Source organism: Chryseobacterium sp. (assembly GCF_029240215.1).
Lineage (GTDB): Bacteria > Bacteroidota > Bacteroidia > Flavobacteriales > Weeksellaceae > Chryseobacterium.
Window position 1 is genome coordinate 103,341 of record NZ_JARBTK010000008.1, and the last position, 19,218, is coordinate 122,558.

Genomic DNA, 19,218 nt, shown 5'->3' on the forward strand with positions numbered 1-19,218 from the left:
TGCAAAAATTTAGAGAATGTCGAAAAATTTAGTAATCGTCGAGTCTCCGGCAAAAGCAAAAACTATTCAGAAATATTTAGGGAAGGATTTCGAAGTCAAATCAAGCTTCGGACACATCCGTGATCTTCCGAAAAAAGGAATGGGAATTGACCTTGCCACCTTCAGTCCGGATTACGAAGTTTCTGCCGACAAGAAGAAACTGGTAACAGAATTAAAATCTGCAGTAAAAAAAGCCGAAATGGTTTGGTTGGCTTCCGATGAAGACCGCGAAGGTGAAGCTATCGCTTGGCATTTGGCAGATGAATTAAAGCTGAAACCCGAAAACAGAAAAAGAATTGTTTTCCACGAGATTACCAAAAATGCTATTTTAAAGGCAATTGAAAATCCACGAGATATTGATCAGAACTTAGTCAACGCTCAACAGGCGAGAAGAGTTTTAGACAGAATCGTAGGTTTTGAAATGTCTCCTGTACTATGGAAGAAAGTAAAGCCAGGATTGTCTGCAGGAAGAGTGCAGTCGGTTGCAGTACGATTGGTTGTTGAAAGAGAAAAAGAAATACGACAGTTTACCCCAAAAGCAAGTTTTAAGCTTGACGGAATTTTCTTAAATAAATCTGAGCAGGAAATTGCTGCAAAACTTAAAAAAGATTTCGAAAAGGAAGAAGACGCAGAAAAATTCTTGGAATTAGCAAGAACGACAGAATTTAAAGTTCTGAATGTTGAGACCAAACCGGGAACACGTTCTGCTTCTGCACCTTTTACCACCTCTACACTTCAACAGGAAGCTTCATCAAGATTGGGCTACAACGTAACTAATACGATGCGTCTGGCTCAGAGATTATACGAAGAAGGTTTTATTACTTATATGAGAACTGACTCCGTAAATCTATCCCAGGAAGCCATTGACGGGGCTAAAAATCAAATTATATCAGAATATGGAGCGGAATATTCTGCACCAAGAAAATATACTACCAAATCATCTTCTGCACAGGAAGCTCACGAGGCGATACGTCCGACAGATTTTTCCGTAAAATCAATTGGTGATGTTCAGCTAAGTAAATTATATCAGTTGATTTACAGAAGAACGCTGGCTTCTCAGATGGCAAATGCTAAAATTGAGAAAACGGTTATTGAAATTGGGAATGCAACACTTCCGCAGCATTTTGAAGCGCAGGGTGAGGTCATCATCTTTGATGGTTTCCTAAAAGCATACGGAATTGTAAAAACCGAGGATGAAGACGAAGAAAGCAACGAAAAATTATTGCCGAAAGTTACAGTAGGTGAAGTTTTAGACTATAAAAAAATCACTGCTACAGAAAAATTCACAAGACCAAGCGCAAGATATACAGAAGCAGGTTTGGTAAGAAAGCTGGAAGAATTGGGTATTGGTCGTCCGTCAACGTATGCTCCGACTATTCAGACCATTCAGAATCGTGAATATGTAGACAAAAGAGAGCTCGAACCGCAGATTCGTGAAGTGGTGAAAATCTCTTTAGCAAAAGATAAAATCAAAAAAGAAGTTCTTGAAGATAAATTTGGGGGTGACAAAAATAAATTTGTTCCTACCGATATTGGTGAAGTGGTGAATGATTTCTTAACCAATAATTTCTCGGAAATTCTGGATTACGGTTTTACGGCAAGAGTCGAAGAAAGTTTTGACGAAATTGCCAATGGAGATCAAAAGTGGAAAGAAATGATGACCGATTTCTACTCAAAATTTCATCCAAGAATTGAAGATGTAGAAGAAAATGCAGACCGTGCCAACGGAGAACGTCTTTTAGGCGTAGATCCGAAAACCGGAAAAAATGTTTACGCAAGAATCGGAAGATTTGGCGCAATGATTCAGATTGGTGAACAGGACGACGAAGAAAAGCCAATTTTTGCATCGTTAATGGCGGGGCAGAACATTGCAACAATAGGTTTAGATGATGCTTTAGAATTGTTTAAACTACCATTTGAATTAAATGATTTTGAAGGTCAAAGTGTGACTATCGGAGTCGGAAGATTCGGACCTTATGTGAAATGGGGTGAAACATATATCAGCATTCCGAAAGGTGAAGATCCACTTTCTGTAGATCAAAAACGTGCAGAGGAAATCATTGCTGAAAAGAAGTTGGCAGATGCACCCATCGCAACTTTTAAAGGCGAACCTATTACCAAAGGAACCGGTAGATTCGGACCTTTCATCAAATATCAGAGCATCTTTATCAATGTTCCTAAGAGATATGATTTTGATAATCTTTCTCAAAGCGACATTAATGAATTGGTTGAAGCTAAATTAGAAAAAGAAGCCAACCGATACATCCAACAATGGGAGAAAGAGAAAATCTCCCTTGAAAACGGAAGATGGGGACCATTCATCAAATTTGGAAAAGCAATGTTCAAAATTCCAAAGAAAAAAGATGACACCAAGTATGAAGCCGACGACTTGAAAGAAGTTTCTCTTGATGAGGTTAAAAAATGGATTACCGCGCAGGATCCTAAGGCTTTCGCTGAGAAGAAAAAACCTGCAGCAAAAAAGCCGGCCGCAAAGAAAACGACAACATCTAAGAAAGCTCCGGCTAAGAAGCCAGCTGCTAAGAAATAATAGTTTTAAGCTTAAATATAAACCCCTTTTGATGATTTCAAAAGGGGTTTGTTACGTCTATGATTTTAATCACCGGTAACTAAATCGGGCTATTAATTCTTTTACCCGATCCATTATGAAATCACTTTTTTTATTAAAAAAATTAAAATCATTTTTCTTGTGGATTATGCAGGTTTGTTTTTTATAAAATCTGCATAATCTTCCAAATTTGCGAGATTAAAAAAACTATAAAATATCCCAAGAAAATTCTGAGATTAAATATTTGTCTCAAATTCTTTAAAATCTCACCCGAAAGCGCAGGATGCTCAACATTAACATTAGTATTAAATTAGCTTTAAATCAATATTATGAGTGCATCCAAGAATTTTACCCGCAAAGAATTTCTGCAAATTTCAGCTTTGGGAATCGCAACGGTATTCGTTGGTTCATCATTTACCCATGCATTTGATTTTTCAGATAAACCTTATTTCAATTTAAAACCCATCGGAAGATCACTGGAATTGGATGGGTATTACATTTGGTGCAGTTCGCCGATCTGGGGTGAGGATGGAAAAGTACATCTCTTTTATTCAAGATGGAAAAAAGAAAAAGGAATGGGAGGCTGGCTCAACGGTTCGGAAATCTGCCGTGCAGAAGCAAATTCTCCTTTTGACGAATTTCAGCACAAACAAGTTATTCTCACTCCGAGAGGGGGTGAATTTTGGGATGCAACAACCTGTCACAATCCTTTGATCAAGAAAGTGGAAGATCAGTATTATCTGTTCTTCATGGGAAATTCTAACGGAAAGACGAATACCAAAAGAATCGGACTGGCTACTTCTAAAAGCCTTGACGGAGATTGGGCAAGACCCGAAAAACCACTGCTTCTTCCGGGAGAAAAAGGCGATTGGGACGACCATTGTACCACAAATCCCGCTTTTGTAAAAGGAAACGATGGTAAATACTGGCTTTTTTATAAATCCTGGAATACCGAAGAGTATGAAACCCAGAAAGGAGCTGTCCGAGGAAACCGAAAATATGGCTTGGCAAAAGCAGATTCACCAATGGGACCTTATAAAAAGGTTTCTGAAAATCCGGTGATTGATTTTTCTTCTTTGCCCAACAATGCTCAGCTTGAAGATGCTTTCGTCTGGAAGCAAAACGGAAAATTCCATATGGTTGCTCGTGACATGGGATTTTATAATCACGAATACGGTCTGCATTTAACAACAAAAGACGGGTTGCATTGGACAAAACCTGAAATCGCTTATCTTGAAATGAAACATTACATTCAGGAACCTGAACCGCCAAAACATTTAAAAAGATTCGGAAGACTGGAACGCCCGATGATCCTGATGAGCAAAGACGGAAAAAGACCACAGTTCTTATTTGGAGCAACGCAGGGCGGAGCGTTTGAAACGTCTACGGCTTTTGTGTTTGAGATTTTAAAAGGTAAAGTTTAATTGTTAGAAATAATAGGATATTTTAAAATTAAATTAACTTTGAAAGAAATCCTATGAAAAAAAGCAATGAGAATCTTGATGAAGAAACAGAAAGATTATTAAAAGAGGTTGAACAATCACAGAAGGAATTAAATAATATTCTTGACGACTGCGATAAACAAATAATATCACTTGAGAAAAAAGCATATGATGGAGTAAGAGATGTTTTTAAATATTTTGATCGGATTAATGATAAACTGTTTAATTTCAATAACATTCTGATAGCTGGCTTCTTTGCATTAGGTAAGCTTAAAGATGATGTTCCTATGTGGATGATTATTTTTCCGATTATCAATCTTTGTATCTTTATTTTTATTGAATATATGATAATGGAAAAAAGCAGAATGGAAGCATATTTATTAGAAAATTTTAATGAAGATAGATATAGAAAAAATATTAGTAAAACTAATTTATACTCACTAGTTACAATTATTTCTACTCTACTTGTTACAATATTTTTCTTGTTTAACCTTCTGAAATAATATACTATAATATTTTGATTCCAATAAATATCTTAGAAACCTTGTCAAAGTTTTAAACTTTGACAAGGTTGACAGCAGAAAATTACTTTCAATTCTAAAATCTGATTTCTAAACTCTGCTTAATCATTTAATTTTAATATTTTTGGACATTATTAAGCATATTTGAGAACATGGATTTTGAAGATTTTATCATTTCCCCAAGAAATTTCAGGACAGAAAACTGGCAGATCGGCAATCAGATTACCAAAGAAATAAAAGAAGACAGCATTGTTTTGCTTTTCGTTTCAGATTACAGAGGCGCAAACGGCGATGCGGAAGTACAGGATTTTACAGCAATAAGAAGAGAATTTTACAAACTCTCAAAACTTGATTTTGAAATTCCGGTGGTTGATCTGGGAGATTTGGTTTCAGGAAAATCGGTGGAAGATTCTCATTATATTTTGCAGGAAGTCCTTTCAGCCTGTCATTATAAAAGAGCTATTCCGGTGATCATTGGTGGTTCTAATGATTTTGCTTTTTCTTTGTTTTCGGGATTAAATTTTCATCAGAAGAATATCAATTATACACAAATCAGTAATGTTATTTCACTCAAACAGGGGGAAGGAATTGATGAGCATACTTTTTTAAGCAAAATTTTAGGCTCAAAAAATTTCTCTATCAAAAATTATCATCACTTAGGTTATCAAAAGCATTTGAACGAATCTGATTCTGTGAAACTGATCAAGGAAGTTGAATTTGATATCGTCCGTTTGGCTGAGATGATGAATTCTACTGAACGTACCGAACCTTTTTTCAGAAAAGCCGATCTGGTAACTGTGAATTGTGATGCTATTGAAAGTTTCAGCGATGCATTCTCAATGAATCCACAAGTAAACGGTTTGAACCGAAGAGAAATTTGTGCCTATATGAAAGAGATCGGTTTGAGTGAAAATCTGAAATCTGTAGGAATTTTTAATTATAATATTTACTCTGAAAATCAGCTCAATCATCAGCTTTTGGCACAAATGATCTGGTATCTGATTGAAGGAATCAACATTCAGCATTCGCATCCGAAAGAAAGGCAATATGAAATGTTTTATGTTTTGATTGAAGATAGACAGTATGCCTTTAAACGGGATACATTCAGCAATCTTTGGTATTTCGGAGATGATGAAAATATAGAAAACTGTATTCCGTGCTCAAGAAAAGATTTTGATGAAGCTAAGAAAGGCTGGCTGAGTTCGAGATTTACCAAAAGCTAAATGATGAAAAACGTTCCCTCAAAAATTTCCATCATCGTTCCGGTTTATAATGTCGAAAATTATCTGGCAAAATGTCTTGATTCTTTGGTGAATCAAACTTATCAGAATATTGAAATTTTAGTAGTCAATGACGGGAGCAAAGATGATTCTGAAAACATCATTCAGGATTTTGCGAATAGATTTCCTGGCAAGATCAAAGCTTTTTTTAAAGAAAACGGCGGATTAAGCGATGCAAGAAATTTTGGAATTGATCATGCAACCGGAGATTATTTAGGTTTTGTAGATAGTGATGATTATGTTTCTCAAACAATGTTTGAAGAAATGATTGACCTTGCAGAAAAACATCATGCCGAAATGGTGATCTGCAACATACAGAAAGTGGATGAGAACGGTAATGTAACTCAAAAGCTGACGCAAATTCCCAATATGCCGGAGAAAATTGACCTTAATGAGAATTTTTCCGTATTTTCTGATTTAAGTTATTTTGCGTGTAATAAATTGTTTAAAAAAGAAATTTTTGCTGGAAAAAGATTTAAAAAAGGAGTGCATTTTGAAGATATTCAGCTGATTCCGCAGCTTTTACTGGAATGTAAAACCCTGGCGCAGACCCAGAATTATCATTATCAATATTTGGAACGTACAGATTCAATTTCAAAAAGTCATACAGAAAAAGGTCTGGATATTTTGAAAGCAGTGGAAGATGTTGAACTTTATTTTAAAACTTCACAGTATTCGATAAAGTTGAAAGAATTGAAAAATTTCCAGATTTTAGAGGGAGTTTATACGTTTTTGGCTTATCTGGCGTTCGTTAAAGATGAATCTGTTTTTTATAAAATGTCACACAGTCTGAAGGTTTTTATGAAGGAACGGAATATTAATTTTAAAGATATATTGATTTACAGTCGTTTTGATAAGAATTATCTTTTATCTTTGCCCCTGAAAAAAAAAGTCTTTTATTTGCTGTTCTTTACCGGGCAAAAAAAACTGATAAGAAAATTAATATAAACACAAATGGAAAGCAATTTGTCAGCTCACATTTAACTGATTGACAATGATTTCATTAAGACTTTAAAGGCAATAAAGCCCGAAAAGTACTTAAATAGAAAAAAAATGAAGAATTTTGAATTGTTCTTGGATCACTCTGGAATTTCTATTTTTTACGTAAAAATAGGTCTGGGTTTTCTGTTCTCCTTTTTTATTACCTTTTTTTCGATCCCAACGATTACTAAGATTTCCAGAAGAAAAAATCTGATGGATGAGCCTGGAGTGAGGAGCTCGCACATACGGAAAATTCCTAATCTTGGTGGTATTGCTATTTTTTATTCCATCGGAATCTGTGCATCAGTTTTTGCATACGAGCTTTTTGATTTATATAAATTTCTTTTTGCATCGTTAGTTATTCTGCTTTATGTTGGGGTAATGGATGATATTGTGGTAATGCGTGCTTATAAAAAATTGGTGGCCCAGATTATAGTGTCAGCTTTTATTGTTATTGGTTCGGATGTCAGGATCAGAAATCTGTTTGGCATCTGCGGAGTTTATCAGATCAATTATCTTGTAAGCGTGATTTTCACCATCATAACATTTATTATTCTCATCAATGCTTTTAATCTTATTGACGGAATTGACGGTTTGGCTGGTGGATATTCTTTGATCTGCAGTGCACTATTTGGAATCAGCTACTATCGTTTAGGCCCGTATAATTTTCCTCTTGTTATTCTATCGGTAATTATAATTGGATCTGTACTTGGATTTCTCTATTATAATCTCACCAACTACAGAGCCGCAAAAATTTTTATGGGAGATACAGGTTCTATGCTTTTAGGCTTCTTGTTAGCCTTTACCTGTATTTGTTTTATAGATATTTTTATAGACAGAAAGTTGCCATACGTTCCTAGATACCATTTGCAATCTGCTCCGGTGATTGCTGTTGCTATCTTGATTCTGCCTATTGTGGATACATTAAATGTGATTATTATAAGATTGTACAACAAGAAATCTCCTTTTTTGGCAGATAAAAATCATATTCACCATAAATTATTAAGACTTGATCTTACTCATAGAAGAGCAAGTTTCTATATTATATCTTATTATCTTTTTATTGTTACTATAGCTTATCTTTTTAGGCATACTGATGTAAATCTACTTTTGGTGATGATTTTATTGCTTGGTTTTCTCGGAGCATATCTTCCCGATTTTATATTTATGTTTAGAAATAATAAATTAAAATATAATAATTAAATTTCTATTTTTGCAAACTACATTAATTTATGATGAAATTTTATAAGTATCTACTAATTTTAATATTACCGTTCCTTTTGACGTCTTGCATTACAAGCAAAGATGTTAAATATATGCAGCCAAGTGAAAGTCTTGTCATTAACGAAGAAGGTTTAATTCCGTACAATATTCCAATCTACAGGATTACTAAAAATGATATGTTAACGCTGAATATTGTTACGACTCCAAAAGGAGATGCAGCACAGTTTTATTCTTCATTAAATTCTTCCGGAACAAATGGTGGCGGAAATATCACTATGTCAGGAGGAGGAACTTCCGGTGCAGGAACCGGGGGTAATGCGACCATCTATTTTAATGGACTAAAAGTTGATTCGAAAGGTGATATTAATGTTTTTGGAATAGGCTACGTGAAGGCTGAAGGAAGAACAATAGAAGAAATCAGTTCAGAGCTTCAGGAGAAAGTAAATGAAAATTTTCAGGAAGGCAAATCTGAAGTGAGACTTAATATCGACGGGATTACTTATTATATTTTGGGAGATATTGAGACCGTGGGAATTACAGGAGAGAAAAAAGCACACAAAAATACGCTGACACTCACAGAAGCAATCTCAATCAATGGAGGTTTAAACAGAACAATCGACAGGAAAAATATTGTTATCCACAGAAAACTTCCGGAAGGAATTAAAGTGGCTAAAATAGATCTTACCCGAGAAGATGTAATGAATTCTCCTTATTACTATGTACAGAATGGCGATGAGATTTTACTGACCACTCAGAGAAGAAGCTTAAACGGATTCGGAAAAGATCCTATTCAGACCCTTATAAGCGGAGTTACTGTGATTACTACTGCATTATCAATTTATCTGCTTCTTAAAAACCTTTAATTATGATTCCAGGAAAAGAAGCAACTGTAGATAAAAATGCAGCTCAGAAAGAAAAGTTCGGAACTTTTGCTTTATTTGATATTGAACATTTTTTAAGAAGACTCTTAAAAAATTGGTATTGGTTTGTCTTTATGTTCTTTATTGGCTATGGAACTTCTTGGTTTTATGGTAAATACTATGCTCAGAATGTATATTCATCAAATCTTTCGTTAAGTATTTCAAATAGTACTGCAAGTTATTTTACACCCAATCAATCTATTAATTTTATCTGGGGACAAGGTGGTAATCAGGATGGAGTGTATTTAAAAAAGATGCTTTTGTCAAGATCTCATAACGAGTTTTTGGTTAAAGAACTCAATCTATTTGTAAATTATCAGACAAAAGGTTTCATCAAATCAACTTATCTCGATAAGGATGATTCTCCGGTTTTCTTAGATATTGACAGAAAGCATTTGCAACAAGTCAATTATCCGATTACATTAATTCCAAAAGGAGGAGGTTCTTATGAAGTCGTTTTACCGGAAGAAGGTGAGTCTACAAATCTTTACTCTTACGAATTTGAAGGTTTTCAGGCTGTTGACGGTTTTGCTAGACCAGCGAATAAAATTATTAGAGTTAATGAATGGTATACCTCTCCAAATTTAAGATTCAGATTGGTTCCAAACCCTGCAGCAACTAAAATCAAACTCGAAAATATTATTGTAAATCTTACAACAGTAAATGATGCTGTAAACGGGATTATTGGTAGTGTTGGAGTAGATTTTGATAAAGAAATCAATACAATTATGATTATTTCCAAGACAGGATATAATCTAAACAGTACAGTAAATTTTCTCAATAAATCTGTTACTGAGCTTCAGAAAAAAAGGTTTATAGACAAAAATACTGTTGACAAAAACACGGCAGATTATCTGAAAGAAAACCTTGCAAGTATCAGAAAAAAATTAGACTCTAGTGGTTCTGTTCTTAATTTTCTGAAAATTTCAGAGAAACTATATGATATTGATAATCGTGATGAAAAATCATTAAAGGAAATAAAGGACTTAGAAGCTAAAAAAGCTGAAATTCTAAGTAAGATGTCTTCCCTTAATAATATAAGAAACAGCGTAGAAACGCAAAATTTTGATAAAATGATCAGCAGTTCTGCTGCAGGTTTTGAAGATGGTCTATTTTCTGCCTCTGTTTCAGAATTGAAAGCACTATATCTTAAAAGAAGAGAGCTTGCATCTATTTACACTCCGAATTCTGAACCAATGAAGGAGATCAACAGACTGATCAATGATGCCAAGCAAAATTCTACAGGATCATTACGAAATATTTATACGGTTTACACGGATCAGCTTAACAAGATAGATCAGCAAGTTATCTTAGCTAATTCAGAATTGTCTACCTATCCTGAAAAACAAAGAAAGTATCTTGATGCAGAGAGAGGGTATAATATGATTGAAGCTACTTACAACAGTCTCCTCAGCAGACAGAATGAAAGTAAAATGAGATTGGCAACCAATCAACCGGATATTACGGTAATCGACCCTGCTAAAAATTTAGGACAAGGACCGATCGGACCCAATGTGAAAGGAACGAAGATGGCTATCATCGCAGGTCTGCTTGCGTTGCCGTTTGCTTTTATTTTAATTGGCGGACTTTTAGACAGTAAAATCAGAAACATAAAAGAACTTTTAACGGTTACTAAAATACCATTACTCGGAGTTATTGGGAACAATACAAACGAAAACATGCTTACGGTTTTAGAACATCCTAAATCTTCGGTGTCAGAAGCTTTCCGTGGGATAAGAGCCAATATGAGATTTTTGGCAAGCGAAGACGGTAAAAGTAAAGTAATTTTGGTTACTTCTTCTGTCGGTGGTGAAGGTAAAACATATGTTTCCATCAACTTGGCATCTGTTTTAGGTTTAAGTGACAAAAAAACCATCTTACTTGGGATGGATCTTAGAAAGCCTAAAATTTTTGGAGATTTTAATATTGATAATAAGAATGGTATCTCTAATTATTTAACAGGTGAAGTAGGTATTGACCAGATTATTAATAAAACGAAGATTCCAAATCTTGATGTTGCCACATCGGGGCCTATTCCTCCAAATCCATCAGAGCTTTTGATGAGCGATAAAAATCTCAAGCTAATTGAGGAGCTGAAAACCTTATACGACTTTATTATTATTGACTCACCTCCTGTAGGATTAGTCGCAGATTCTTATGACTTGATGAAATATTCGGATGCTAATCTATATATTGTTCGTCATGAATATACAGAGAAGTACATGCTTAAAATGATTTCTGAAAAGTATCATAATGACGAGATCAAACATTTAGGAATTGTTTATAATGATTACGTCGTGAAACAGGGTTATGGCTACGGTTACGGATATGGTTACGGATACGGTTATGGCTATGGTTATTTTGATGAAGATAAAAACTATAAAGAACCTTTTCTGATAAAATTAAGAAATTTTATAAAAGCTTATTTAGACAAAAAAAGTTAATGATAAAAAACCCTCAGATGATGAGGGTTTGCTCTTATCAGATCCATGCATTCTGTTAAAAAAAGAATAATTTTGCCAGTTTGTCGTTTACTTTATAATAAATTATGTTTTTTTGTTTATTTTTAACGAAACATTAAGGTTATCATTAATACAAAAATGTTTTATATTTGCAAAAATTAATTTTTAAAATAACCATAAATCCATATTCTTCTATGAATAAAAAATTATTGTTTAGCTTTCTTACCCTCTTAGGTACAATGGTAAGTGTAAATGCACAAAGAAATGAATTGGGAATTCGTCTGGGCATGAGTAATTTGGTAGGCGATATAGGAAATACCAATTACATTTTGCAGCAGCCATTGGATTTAAACAGGGCTTCAGATTGGGGAGTTCCTTTTTATGGTGGTTTGTTATATAGATTTAATTTTAACCCTCATCAGACTGTAAGAGTAGATTTAGGGTATAATCAGGTTCAGTTCAGTGATAAAGCTGCAAAGGAAGAATATAGAAGAAACAGGAACTCATACGGGAAAAACAATGTATATGAAGCAAGTGTTGTTTTCGAGTACAATTTGTTTCCGGTGAATAACGAGCAACTAAGTATGATAAGTCCGTATATTTTTGCTGGGATTGGAGGCTTGATGTTTGACGCACCAAAAGCAACGTTAAATCATGACTTCAGAAGAAATGCAGATGGTGTGGCGCAAGCTCCAAATGATGAGCTTGATTTTGTGACTACCACAGAATATACAATGGGTAGAAAAACAGTGGCTCATATTCCTTTCGGTGTTGGTCTAAAGTATAAATTCAACCACGGTTGGGCAATTTTTGCGGAAGCTACATTCAGACTTGCATTAACAGATCAGTTAGATCACAGCAAAATACTTGCTAAAGATGTGGTGTCTAATTACAATGCAGATATTTTAAATCCTTCTACCGGCGGATCGCTTTTGCAGACAGGAGATTATTTTATTGTTTCTAAAGAAAGAGAAGCTGCTTTTATCGGCAGCAGAAATATAGGAGATCTAGAATCAAGAGATTGGATGAATACCTTTAGTTTAGGATTGACCTATTCTTTCGGAAGACCACCATGTTATTGTGATTAATTAATTATGTCGTTGATTAAAGAAAAAATAAATTCCGAGAATTTACCGCAGCATGTAGCCATCATTATGGATGGTAATGGAAGATGGGCTAAATCTCGTGGCGAAGAAAGAACGTTTGGTCATAAAAATGCCATTAATGCAGTAAGAAATGCCATTAACGCATGTAATGAAGTTAATATTCCATATCTCACACTGTATACATTTTCCTCAGAAAACTGGAAACGTCCTACGGATGAAGTAAATACACTCATGACTCTTCTTACCGAGACATTGCTTTTGGAAGCGGAAGAGATCTTCAGTAAAGGTTTGAGAATGCATGTTATCGGAAATTTAGAAAAATTACCAACATTAGTAAAAGAGCAGCTTTTAAAAGTTGTTGAGCTTACAAAAGAAAACACAAAAGGAAATTTAGTTCTGGCAATCAGTTATGGTTCGCAGAACGAAATTCTTAATGCAGTTAAAAACATCAGCACCGACGTAAAAGAAGGCAAGGTTGATGTAGAAAATATTGATGAAAAATTATTTGAGAATTATCTCTATACAAAAGATTTTCCACCTGTAGATTTGTTGATTAGAACCAGTGGTGAGACAAGGATAAGCAATTTCCTGCTTTGGCAGATTGCTTATGCAGAGCTACAGTTTCTCAATGTTTTGTGGCCAGATTTCACAAAAGATATCTTTTTTCAATGTGTTGTAGATTATCAAAACAAGGAAAGAAGGTATGGCCTTACAGGCGAACAGATACAAATCCAGTAATTTAAGAAAAGAAAGATTAAGATAAAATGAAGTTTAGACTATTACCCATCATTATGTTTGCTGCTTCTGCACATTTTTATGGACAGGTGACGCCACAAGACAGCACAGCGGTTAATACCACCTCTGTTCTTGCGGAAAATCAAACAGGAACTTACACTCTGAAAGACATTGTTGTTGATGGGGTAAAAAAATATACACCGGCTCAGATTCTAAGATTTACAGGTCTTACAAAAGGAGAAGAGGTAGATATTCCGGGACAGAAAATCAGTGGTGCCATCAAAAAACTTTGGGACACACAATCTTTCTCTGAAGTAGAAGTGTACATTCAAAGCATTGAAGGTAAAACAGTAGTTTTAAAATTTTATCTTGAAGATTTAAAAGACCTTGGCGAAGTAAAATTCACAGGAAAAGGGATTGGTAAATCTAAAAATGAAAAATTAGCTAAAGACAATAACCTGAAACCAGGTACAAAGATTACTCAGAATCTTATCTCGAGCCTTAAAACAAATATCCCGAAGGATTATGTGAAAAAAGGTTTTGCTGATGCTAAAATCAGTATTGAAGATAAAGTAAATGCAGGTGATCCTAATTTGGTTGACTGGACGATCAATGTTGACAAAGGCAGAAGAGTAAAGATCAGCCATATCGAGTTTGAAGGAAACCAAAGCGTTACTGATGCTAAATTAAGAAAGAAGGCATTCAAAGAAACCAAACAGAAGAGATTCGGAATTGGTGGTATTTTGAAGTCATCTAAATTTGTTGAAGAAAAATATCAGGAAGATAAGCAAAGCCTTATCAGCTATTATAACTCTTTAGGATACAGAGATGCACAGATTGTTTCTGATTCTGTTTGGAGAAATAAGAAAAATAATTATGAAATCAACGTAAAACTGAGTGAAGGAAAACAATATTACATCGGTGATATTACATTTACCGGAAATACAGTTTACTCAACAGAATATCTTCAGAGAATCTTAGGATACAAAAAAGGAGATATATATGATGCAGTAGGATTCAACAAAAAAGTTGGTGAAGACGGAGGTAAAGAAGATGATTCAGATATCAAGTCAATATACATGAACAACGGTTACCTTTTCTCAAACGTTACACCTGTTGAAAAATCTGTAAATGGTGATGCAATCAATCTTGAGATCAGAATCAACGAAGGAGAACAGGCTACATGGAACAGAGTAACCTGGGAAGGAAATACCACAACTCATGATCACGTTATTTTAAGAGCTTTAAGAACAAAGCCGGGAGAATTATTCAAGAAAACAGAAATCAAAAGAACATATTTTGATTTAGCTGGGATGTCTTTCTTCGATCCTCAACAGATCGGTCAGGATATTCAGCCGAATCAACAAGATAATACTGTTGATATCAACTGGAAATTGGTAGAAAAAGGATCTTCTCAGGTTCAGTTACAGGCAGGTTACGGTGGTAACAGCTTTATCGGAACTTTAGGATTGACGTTTAACAACTTTTCACTGAAGAACTTCCTTAAATTTAAAGATTTCAGACCGGTTCCTCAAGGTGATGGGCAAACATTATCTATAACTGCACAGGCAGGACAATATTTCCAGAATTATGGTGTCTCATTTGTTGAGCCATGGTTATTTGGAACAAAGCCAACTGCACTTTCTGTAAGTTTAAATAACTCAAGAGTTAATTACAGTCAGGTAAGCGGTCCGGATCAGAGATTGAATATTTTCTCCGCAACGGTCGGTTTAAACAGATTGTTGAAATGGCCGGATGATTATTTCTCATTATATACAGGAATTCAGTTCCAGAAATATAACTTCAGCAACTATCCGTTCGAATTTGGAGATACAACGGAATTATATGGAAATGCCAATAACTTAAGTTTAAATGTAGGTTTAAGCAGAAACTCTGCGGGTATTGATCCTATTTTCCCGACGATGGGTTCAAATATCGAATTATCAGGTAAATTTACTCCGCCATATTCATTGTTTAGTAATAAAGATTATTCTACAATGGCTCCTACAGACAAGTATAAGTGGATGGAATTCTACAAAATCAAATTCAAAGCTGACGTTTATAACGAAGTTGTAGGTAAATTGGTTTTAAGATCTTCTGCTGAAATGGGATTTATGGATGGTTACAACAAAGAATTGGGGGCACCGCCATTTGAAAGATTCTATGTAGGAGGTACAGGGCTTTTTGGTGGTAGATTTGATGGTAGAGAATTGATTCCGTTAAGAGGTTATGAAAACGCTTCTACTTACGGTGGAACTGTTGATGATATTACTCAAAAAGGTGGAGGTACTATTTATAACAGATTTACGTTAGAATTAAGATATCCGATTTCAATGAACCAGACTGCTAAAATTTATGCTCTTACTTTTGCTGAAGGAGGTAACGTTTGGAACTCTTGGGGCAAATACAACCCTTTCCAACTGAAAAGATCAATTGGTGTGGGTGTAAGAGTTTACATGGGAGCATTTGGTTTGATTGGGTTTGATTTCGCATACGGATTTGACAAAACTATTCTTGGAACAGAGCCGTCAGGAACGAAGACTCACTTCCTAATGAACCAATCTTTATAACAGCATGAAGAATTTTAAAATACTTTTCACTTTTATACTATTATTGCTTTTCGGTTTTGGCAACGCACAAAAAGTGGGCGTAGTTGATACAAATTATATTTTAAATATGATGCCGCAATACAAAGAGGCAGAAGCAAGATTAAATTCCCAGATTGATACTTGGGAGCAGGAACTTCAGAGTATGCAGGCTGAGTACGAGAAAAAAAGATCAGCTTTCGAAAACGAAAAAGTTCTTTTGGTAGGAGATCAGTTAAAGCTGAGAGAAAAGGAAGTATTGGATTTGGATAAAAACATCAAAACCACTACGAGTTTAAGATTCGGAAAAACAGGAGAGATCCATCAATTGAGAGCAAATCTGGTAGAGCCGTTTCAGGATCAGATTTATGCAGCAATCAGAACGATGGTTCAGAAAAATGGATTAGGTATAGTTCTTGATAAAAGCAACGATATCAATGTCATTTCTCTTGAAAAAAGATATGATTATACAGACAAAGTATTGGATATTTTACTAAAAGGAACAAAAGAAAAAGAAAAAAAAACTAATAAAAAATAATAAAAGTTATTTTTCAGAATTAACTTTTACTTAAATTTAAAATCTAAAAACAAATTAATTATTTATTACCCCGTTATGAAAAAATTAAGTGTATTATTTGCAGCAGCGATGATGGTTGTGTCTGTAGGTATGGCAAAAGCTCAGAAAATTGCTACTTTGGATGTCGCAGGTATTCTTAATGCTATGCCAGAAAAGAAAAAAGCTGATACAGAAATTACGACATTTGTAAACGCAAAGCAAGCTGAAATGAAGAAAAAAGCTGAAGCTGCACAAACAAAGTATGCTCTTTATACTAAAGAAGCTCCTACAAAAACAGAAGCTGAAAACAAAGCAAGAGGAGAAGAAATGCAGAAACTTCAGGAAGAGATGGCTCAGATGGAAGAAAAAATGAGAAAAGATGCTACTGCAAAGCAGGATCTACTTTTTGAACCTATCGAGAAAAAATTGATGGATGTTGTAACTAAAGTTGCTAAAGCAAACGGTTATGATTATATCATGGATGCAAACTCTACAGGTCTTGTTTACAAAGCAGGTCCGGATGCTACTGCAGCTGTAAAAAAAGAATTAGGTCTTCAATAATAAATATTATAAAGATTTATAAAAACTACCATCTCTATTAGAGGTGGTTTTTTTATTTTTGCGCTATGGAAAAAGAAGTTTCAACCACGGTAAAAGTTAGATTCAGTGATTGCGATCCGATAGGGCATTTAAATAATGTAAAATATTTAGATTATATGTTCAATGCAAGAGAAGACCATGTAGAAGAATTTTATGGTTTTACCTACGAAGAATACACAAAAAAAACGGGCTGCACATGGATTGCCATCCAAAATGAAATTGCTTACCTGAAAGAAGTGAGGTACAATACGCAGGTTGTCATCAGCAGCAAAACAATCGAGATACAGGACAGAACTGCAAAGGTTGAGATTTTAATGAAAAGTCTCGATGAGAAAACTGTTCATGCCGTTTTGTGGGTAAATGTGATTTATTTTAATGTCAAAACAAGAAAATCTGAAGTTCATCCTGAAGATATAAAAGATATTTTCCATAAATTCTATGTAGATTTAGAACAGAAAGACTTTCAGCCAAGAGTTAAGTTTTTAAGGTCACAAAATGCAAAAAATTCATAAAAATGCAAAAAATAGCAGTAATAGGAAGCAACGGTCAGTTAGGAAACTGCATTAGAAAATTAGCTCCCGATTTTGAATTGGATTATGAATTTATTTTCACAGATTCGCAGACTTTAGACATCACCAATGAAGATCAGATTAAAGAATTCTTTTCTGAGCACAAACCGGAGTTTTGCATCAATGCTTCTGCATATACCGCAGTAGATCTTGCTGAGCAGGAAAAAGAAAAGGCATTTGCGGTAAATGCTTATGGTGTAGAAAACCTTGCAGTTGCCTGTTCAGAATATAAAACCATTTTCATTCATGTCTCTACAGACTATGTTTTTGATGGCGAAACCAACTTAGATTATTCCGAAGATGATTTCACAAGTCCGATTGGTATTTATGGTGAGTCAAAAAGAACAGGAGAAGAGTTGGCTTTGGAGGCAAATCCCCAGACGATTGTTCTCAGAACATCTTGGTTATATTCAGAATTCAATAAAAATTTTGTGAAAACAATGCTGAATTTATTCTCTCAAAAAGAAGAACTCGGAATTGTTGGTGATCAGTTTGGTCAACCCACCAACGCAAATGATCTTGCAGAAGCAATTATGGAAATCATTGAGAATCCCAAAAAGACTTTCGGAATTTTCCATTTCTCAAATTATCCTGAAACTACATGGTTTGAGTTTGCAAAAAAAATCGCAGAATTTTCAAAATCTTCTGTAAAATTAAATTCCTTAACAACCGAGCAATATCCAACCCCTGCAAAAAGACCGAAAAGAAGCACAATGTGCCTCGATAAAATTGAAGAAATTTATAAGATCGAACCAAAACATTGGGAAAACAGCCTGGAAGAATGTGTAAATATTCTTTCCAAATAATATGAAATATATGAAAGATCTGATTACCGTAATCTTAGTTTTATTTGTACAATTTACTTTCGCACAAAATGTTTATTTAATTAAAGTCGAAAAAACCAACGAAAACAAGGATAAATTTCTTTATCATATAAAAGAAGAAATCAACAACGCAGAATTTCTTGGTGAAATTGAAGTGCAAGGCTATTCGAAAGATGACGCAGCCGTCTTTTCTAAGATTTACAAAAAAGCGAAAGAAGTTGGCGCAAATGCATTTTCACTAAACCCATTTGAAACTGTAGATGGTAGCCCGCAAAAATTTGATGCAGCTCATTATAAATTAAAACTTTATTACATAAAATCAGATACATTCTCAAACGAAGAAGGGAATTTATATTTGTTTGCTACCTCTCCCAAAGATCAGAAAATAAGCATCAATAGAAAAGACTACATCTTGTCGCCACGCACTTACCTGAAAATGCCTTTGGTTTCAGGAGAAATTTACACAGTTTCCACAAAAAAACTTTTAGGTTCGACGATTAAAATTCAGAAGAGTGCAAAGAACGCTGATCAGTATTATCAGATATCTTCAGCTCGTTTAGGTAACAGCAGCCAGAATGACGGAACCCTGCACTTAAAATCAGGTGACATTGTAGGTTTAGAAAAATCCTTCGCAGAATTTTTAACCATGATCTATCAGAAAACCAAATAATTTAATCAATTGAAAGCAAATGGGCAGCAAAACCTCTGGCAACTTCAGAGGTTTTTTTATGTACAGAATAAGTATCACTTTCTAACCTATAACCTTATTACTCTTAATTTTCATGGGAGCTTCATCCCGCTCTCCACT

General features: G+C 34.6%; 16 protein-coding genes. All 16 read left to right on the plus strand.

Annotated features, from left to right (window positions below; genetic code table 11):
- The first annotated feature begins 16 nt into the window (after positions 1–16).
- The 16 genes from topA to K0R77_RS15235 all read left to right on the plus strand — a co-directional run bounded on the left by topA (position 17) and on the right by K0R77_RS15235 (position 19,080).
- Positions 17–2,587: a type I DNA topoisomerase gene (topA, locus tag K0R77_RS15160; RefSeq protein WP_300354159.1), complete on the plus strand. Its 2,571-nt coding sequence runs from the start codon at positions 17–19 to the stop codon at positions 2,585–2,587.
- 347 nt (positions 2,588–2,934) lie between these two features.
- The gene (locus K0R77_RS15165) at positions 2,935–4,029 is read left to right on the plus strand and encodes a glycoside hydrolase family protein (protein ID WP_300354161.1); all 1,095 of its coding nucleotides are present in this window, start codon (positions 2,935–2,937) and stop codon (positions 4,027–4,029) included.
- Between the two features lie 53 nt (positions 4,030–4,082).
- Complete coding sequence (locus tag K0R77_RS15170) at positions 4,083–4,550, plus strand: hypothetical protein (protein WP_300354163.1); 468 nt, start codon at positions 4,083–4,085, stop codon at positions 4,548–4,550.
- Between the two features lie 170 nt (positions 4,551–4,720).
- Positions 4,721–5,791 (plus strand): formimidoylglutamase, encoded by a 1,071-nt coding sequence (locus tag K0R77_RS15175; protein WP_300354165.1) that lies wholly within the window; start codon positions 4,721–4,723, stop codon positions 5,789–5,791.
- 3 nt (positions 5,792–5,794) lie between these two features.
- A complete protein-coding gene (locus K0R77_RS15180) occupies positions 5,795–6,796 on the plus strand; it encodes a glycosyltransferase family 2 protein (RefSeq protein WP_300354167.1) in 1,002 nt (333 codons plus the stop codon).
- Positions 6,797–6,901: 105 nt separating this feature from the next.
- Entirely contained in the window at positions 6,902–8,032 is a 1,131-nt protein-coding gene (locus K0R77_RS15185; protein ID WP_300354170.1) for a glycosyltransferase family 4 protein, read from the plus strand.
- Between the two features lie 32 nt (positions 8,033–8,064).
- The gene (locus tag K0R77_RS15190; RefSeq protein ID WP_300354197.1) at positions 8,065–8,916 is read left to right on the plus strand and encodes a polysaccharide biosynthesis/export family protein; all 852 of its coding nucleotides are present in this window, start codon (positions 8,065–8,067) and stop codon (positions 8,914–8,916) included.
- A 2-nt stretch (positions 8,917–8,918) separates the two neighbouring features.
- On the plus strand, positions 8,919–11,417 hold the full coding sequence (locus K0R77_RS15195; RefSeq protein ID WP_300354173.1) for an exopolysaccharide transport family protein: 2,499 nt from the start codon (positions 8,919–8,921) through the stop codon (positions 11,415–11,417).
- A gap of 212 nt (positions 11,418–11,629) precedes the next feature.
- Positions 11,630–12,523: a DUF6089 family protein gene (locus tag K0R77_RS15200; RefSeq protein WP_300354175.1), complete on the plus strand. Its 894-nt coding sequence runs from the start codon at positions 11,630–11,632 to the stop codon at positions 12,521–12,523.
- Positions 12,524–12,529: 6 nt separating this feature from the next.
- The gene (locus K0R77_RS15205) at positions 12,530–13,279 is read left to right on the plus strand and encodes an isoprenyl transferase (protein WP_300354177.1); all 750 of its coding nucleotides are present in this window, start codon (positions 12,530–12,532) and stop codon (positions 13,277–13,279) included.
- A 26-nt stretch (positions 13,280–13,305) separates the two neighbouring features.
- Positions 13,306–15,846 (plus strand): outer membrane protein assembly factor BamA, encoded by a 2,541-nt coding sequence (gene bamA, locus K0R77_RS15210; protein ID WP_300354179.1) that lies wholly within the window; start codon positions 13,306–13,308, stop codon positions 15,844–15,846.
- Positions 15,847–15,850: 4 nt separating this feature from the next.
- Positions 15,851–16,399, plus strand: coding sequence for an OmpH family outer membrane protein (locus tag K0R77_RS15215; RefSeq protein WP_300354181.1), 549 nt, complete (start codon positions 15,851–15,853; stop codon positions 16,397–16,399).
- A 75-nt stretch (positions 16,400–16,474) separates the two neighbouring features.
- Entirely contained in the window at positions 16,475–16,978 is a 504-nt protein-coding gene (locus tag K0R77_RS15220; RefSeq protein WP_300354183.1) for an OmpH family outer membrane protein, read from the plus strand.
- 65 nt (positions 16,979–17,043) lie between these two features.
- Positions 17,044–17,529: a thioesterase family protein gene (locus K0R77_RS15225; protein WP_300354184.1), complete on the plus strand. Its 486-nt coding sequence runs from the start codon at positions 17,044–17,046 to the stop codon at positions 17,527–17,529.
- 2 nt (positions 17,530–17,531) lie between these two features.
- Positions 17,532–18,392: a dTDP-4-dehydrorhamnose reductase gene (rfbD, locus tag K0R77_RS15230; protein WP_300354186.1), complete on the plus strand. Its 861-nt coding sequence runs from the start codon at positions 17,532–17,534 to the stop codon at positions 18,390–18,392.
- 10 nt (positions 18,393–18,402) lie between these two features.
- Positions 18,403–19,080 (plus strand): hypothetical protein, encoded by a 678-nt coding sequence (locus tag K0R77_RS15235; protein WP_300354189.1) that lies wholly within the window; start codon positions 18,403–18,405, stop codon positions 19,078–19,080.
- Positions 19,081–19,218 lie beyond the last annotated feature (138 nt).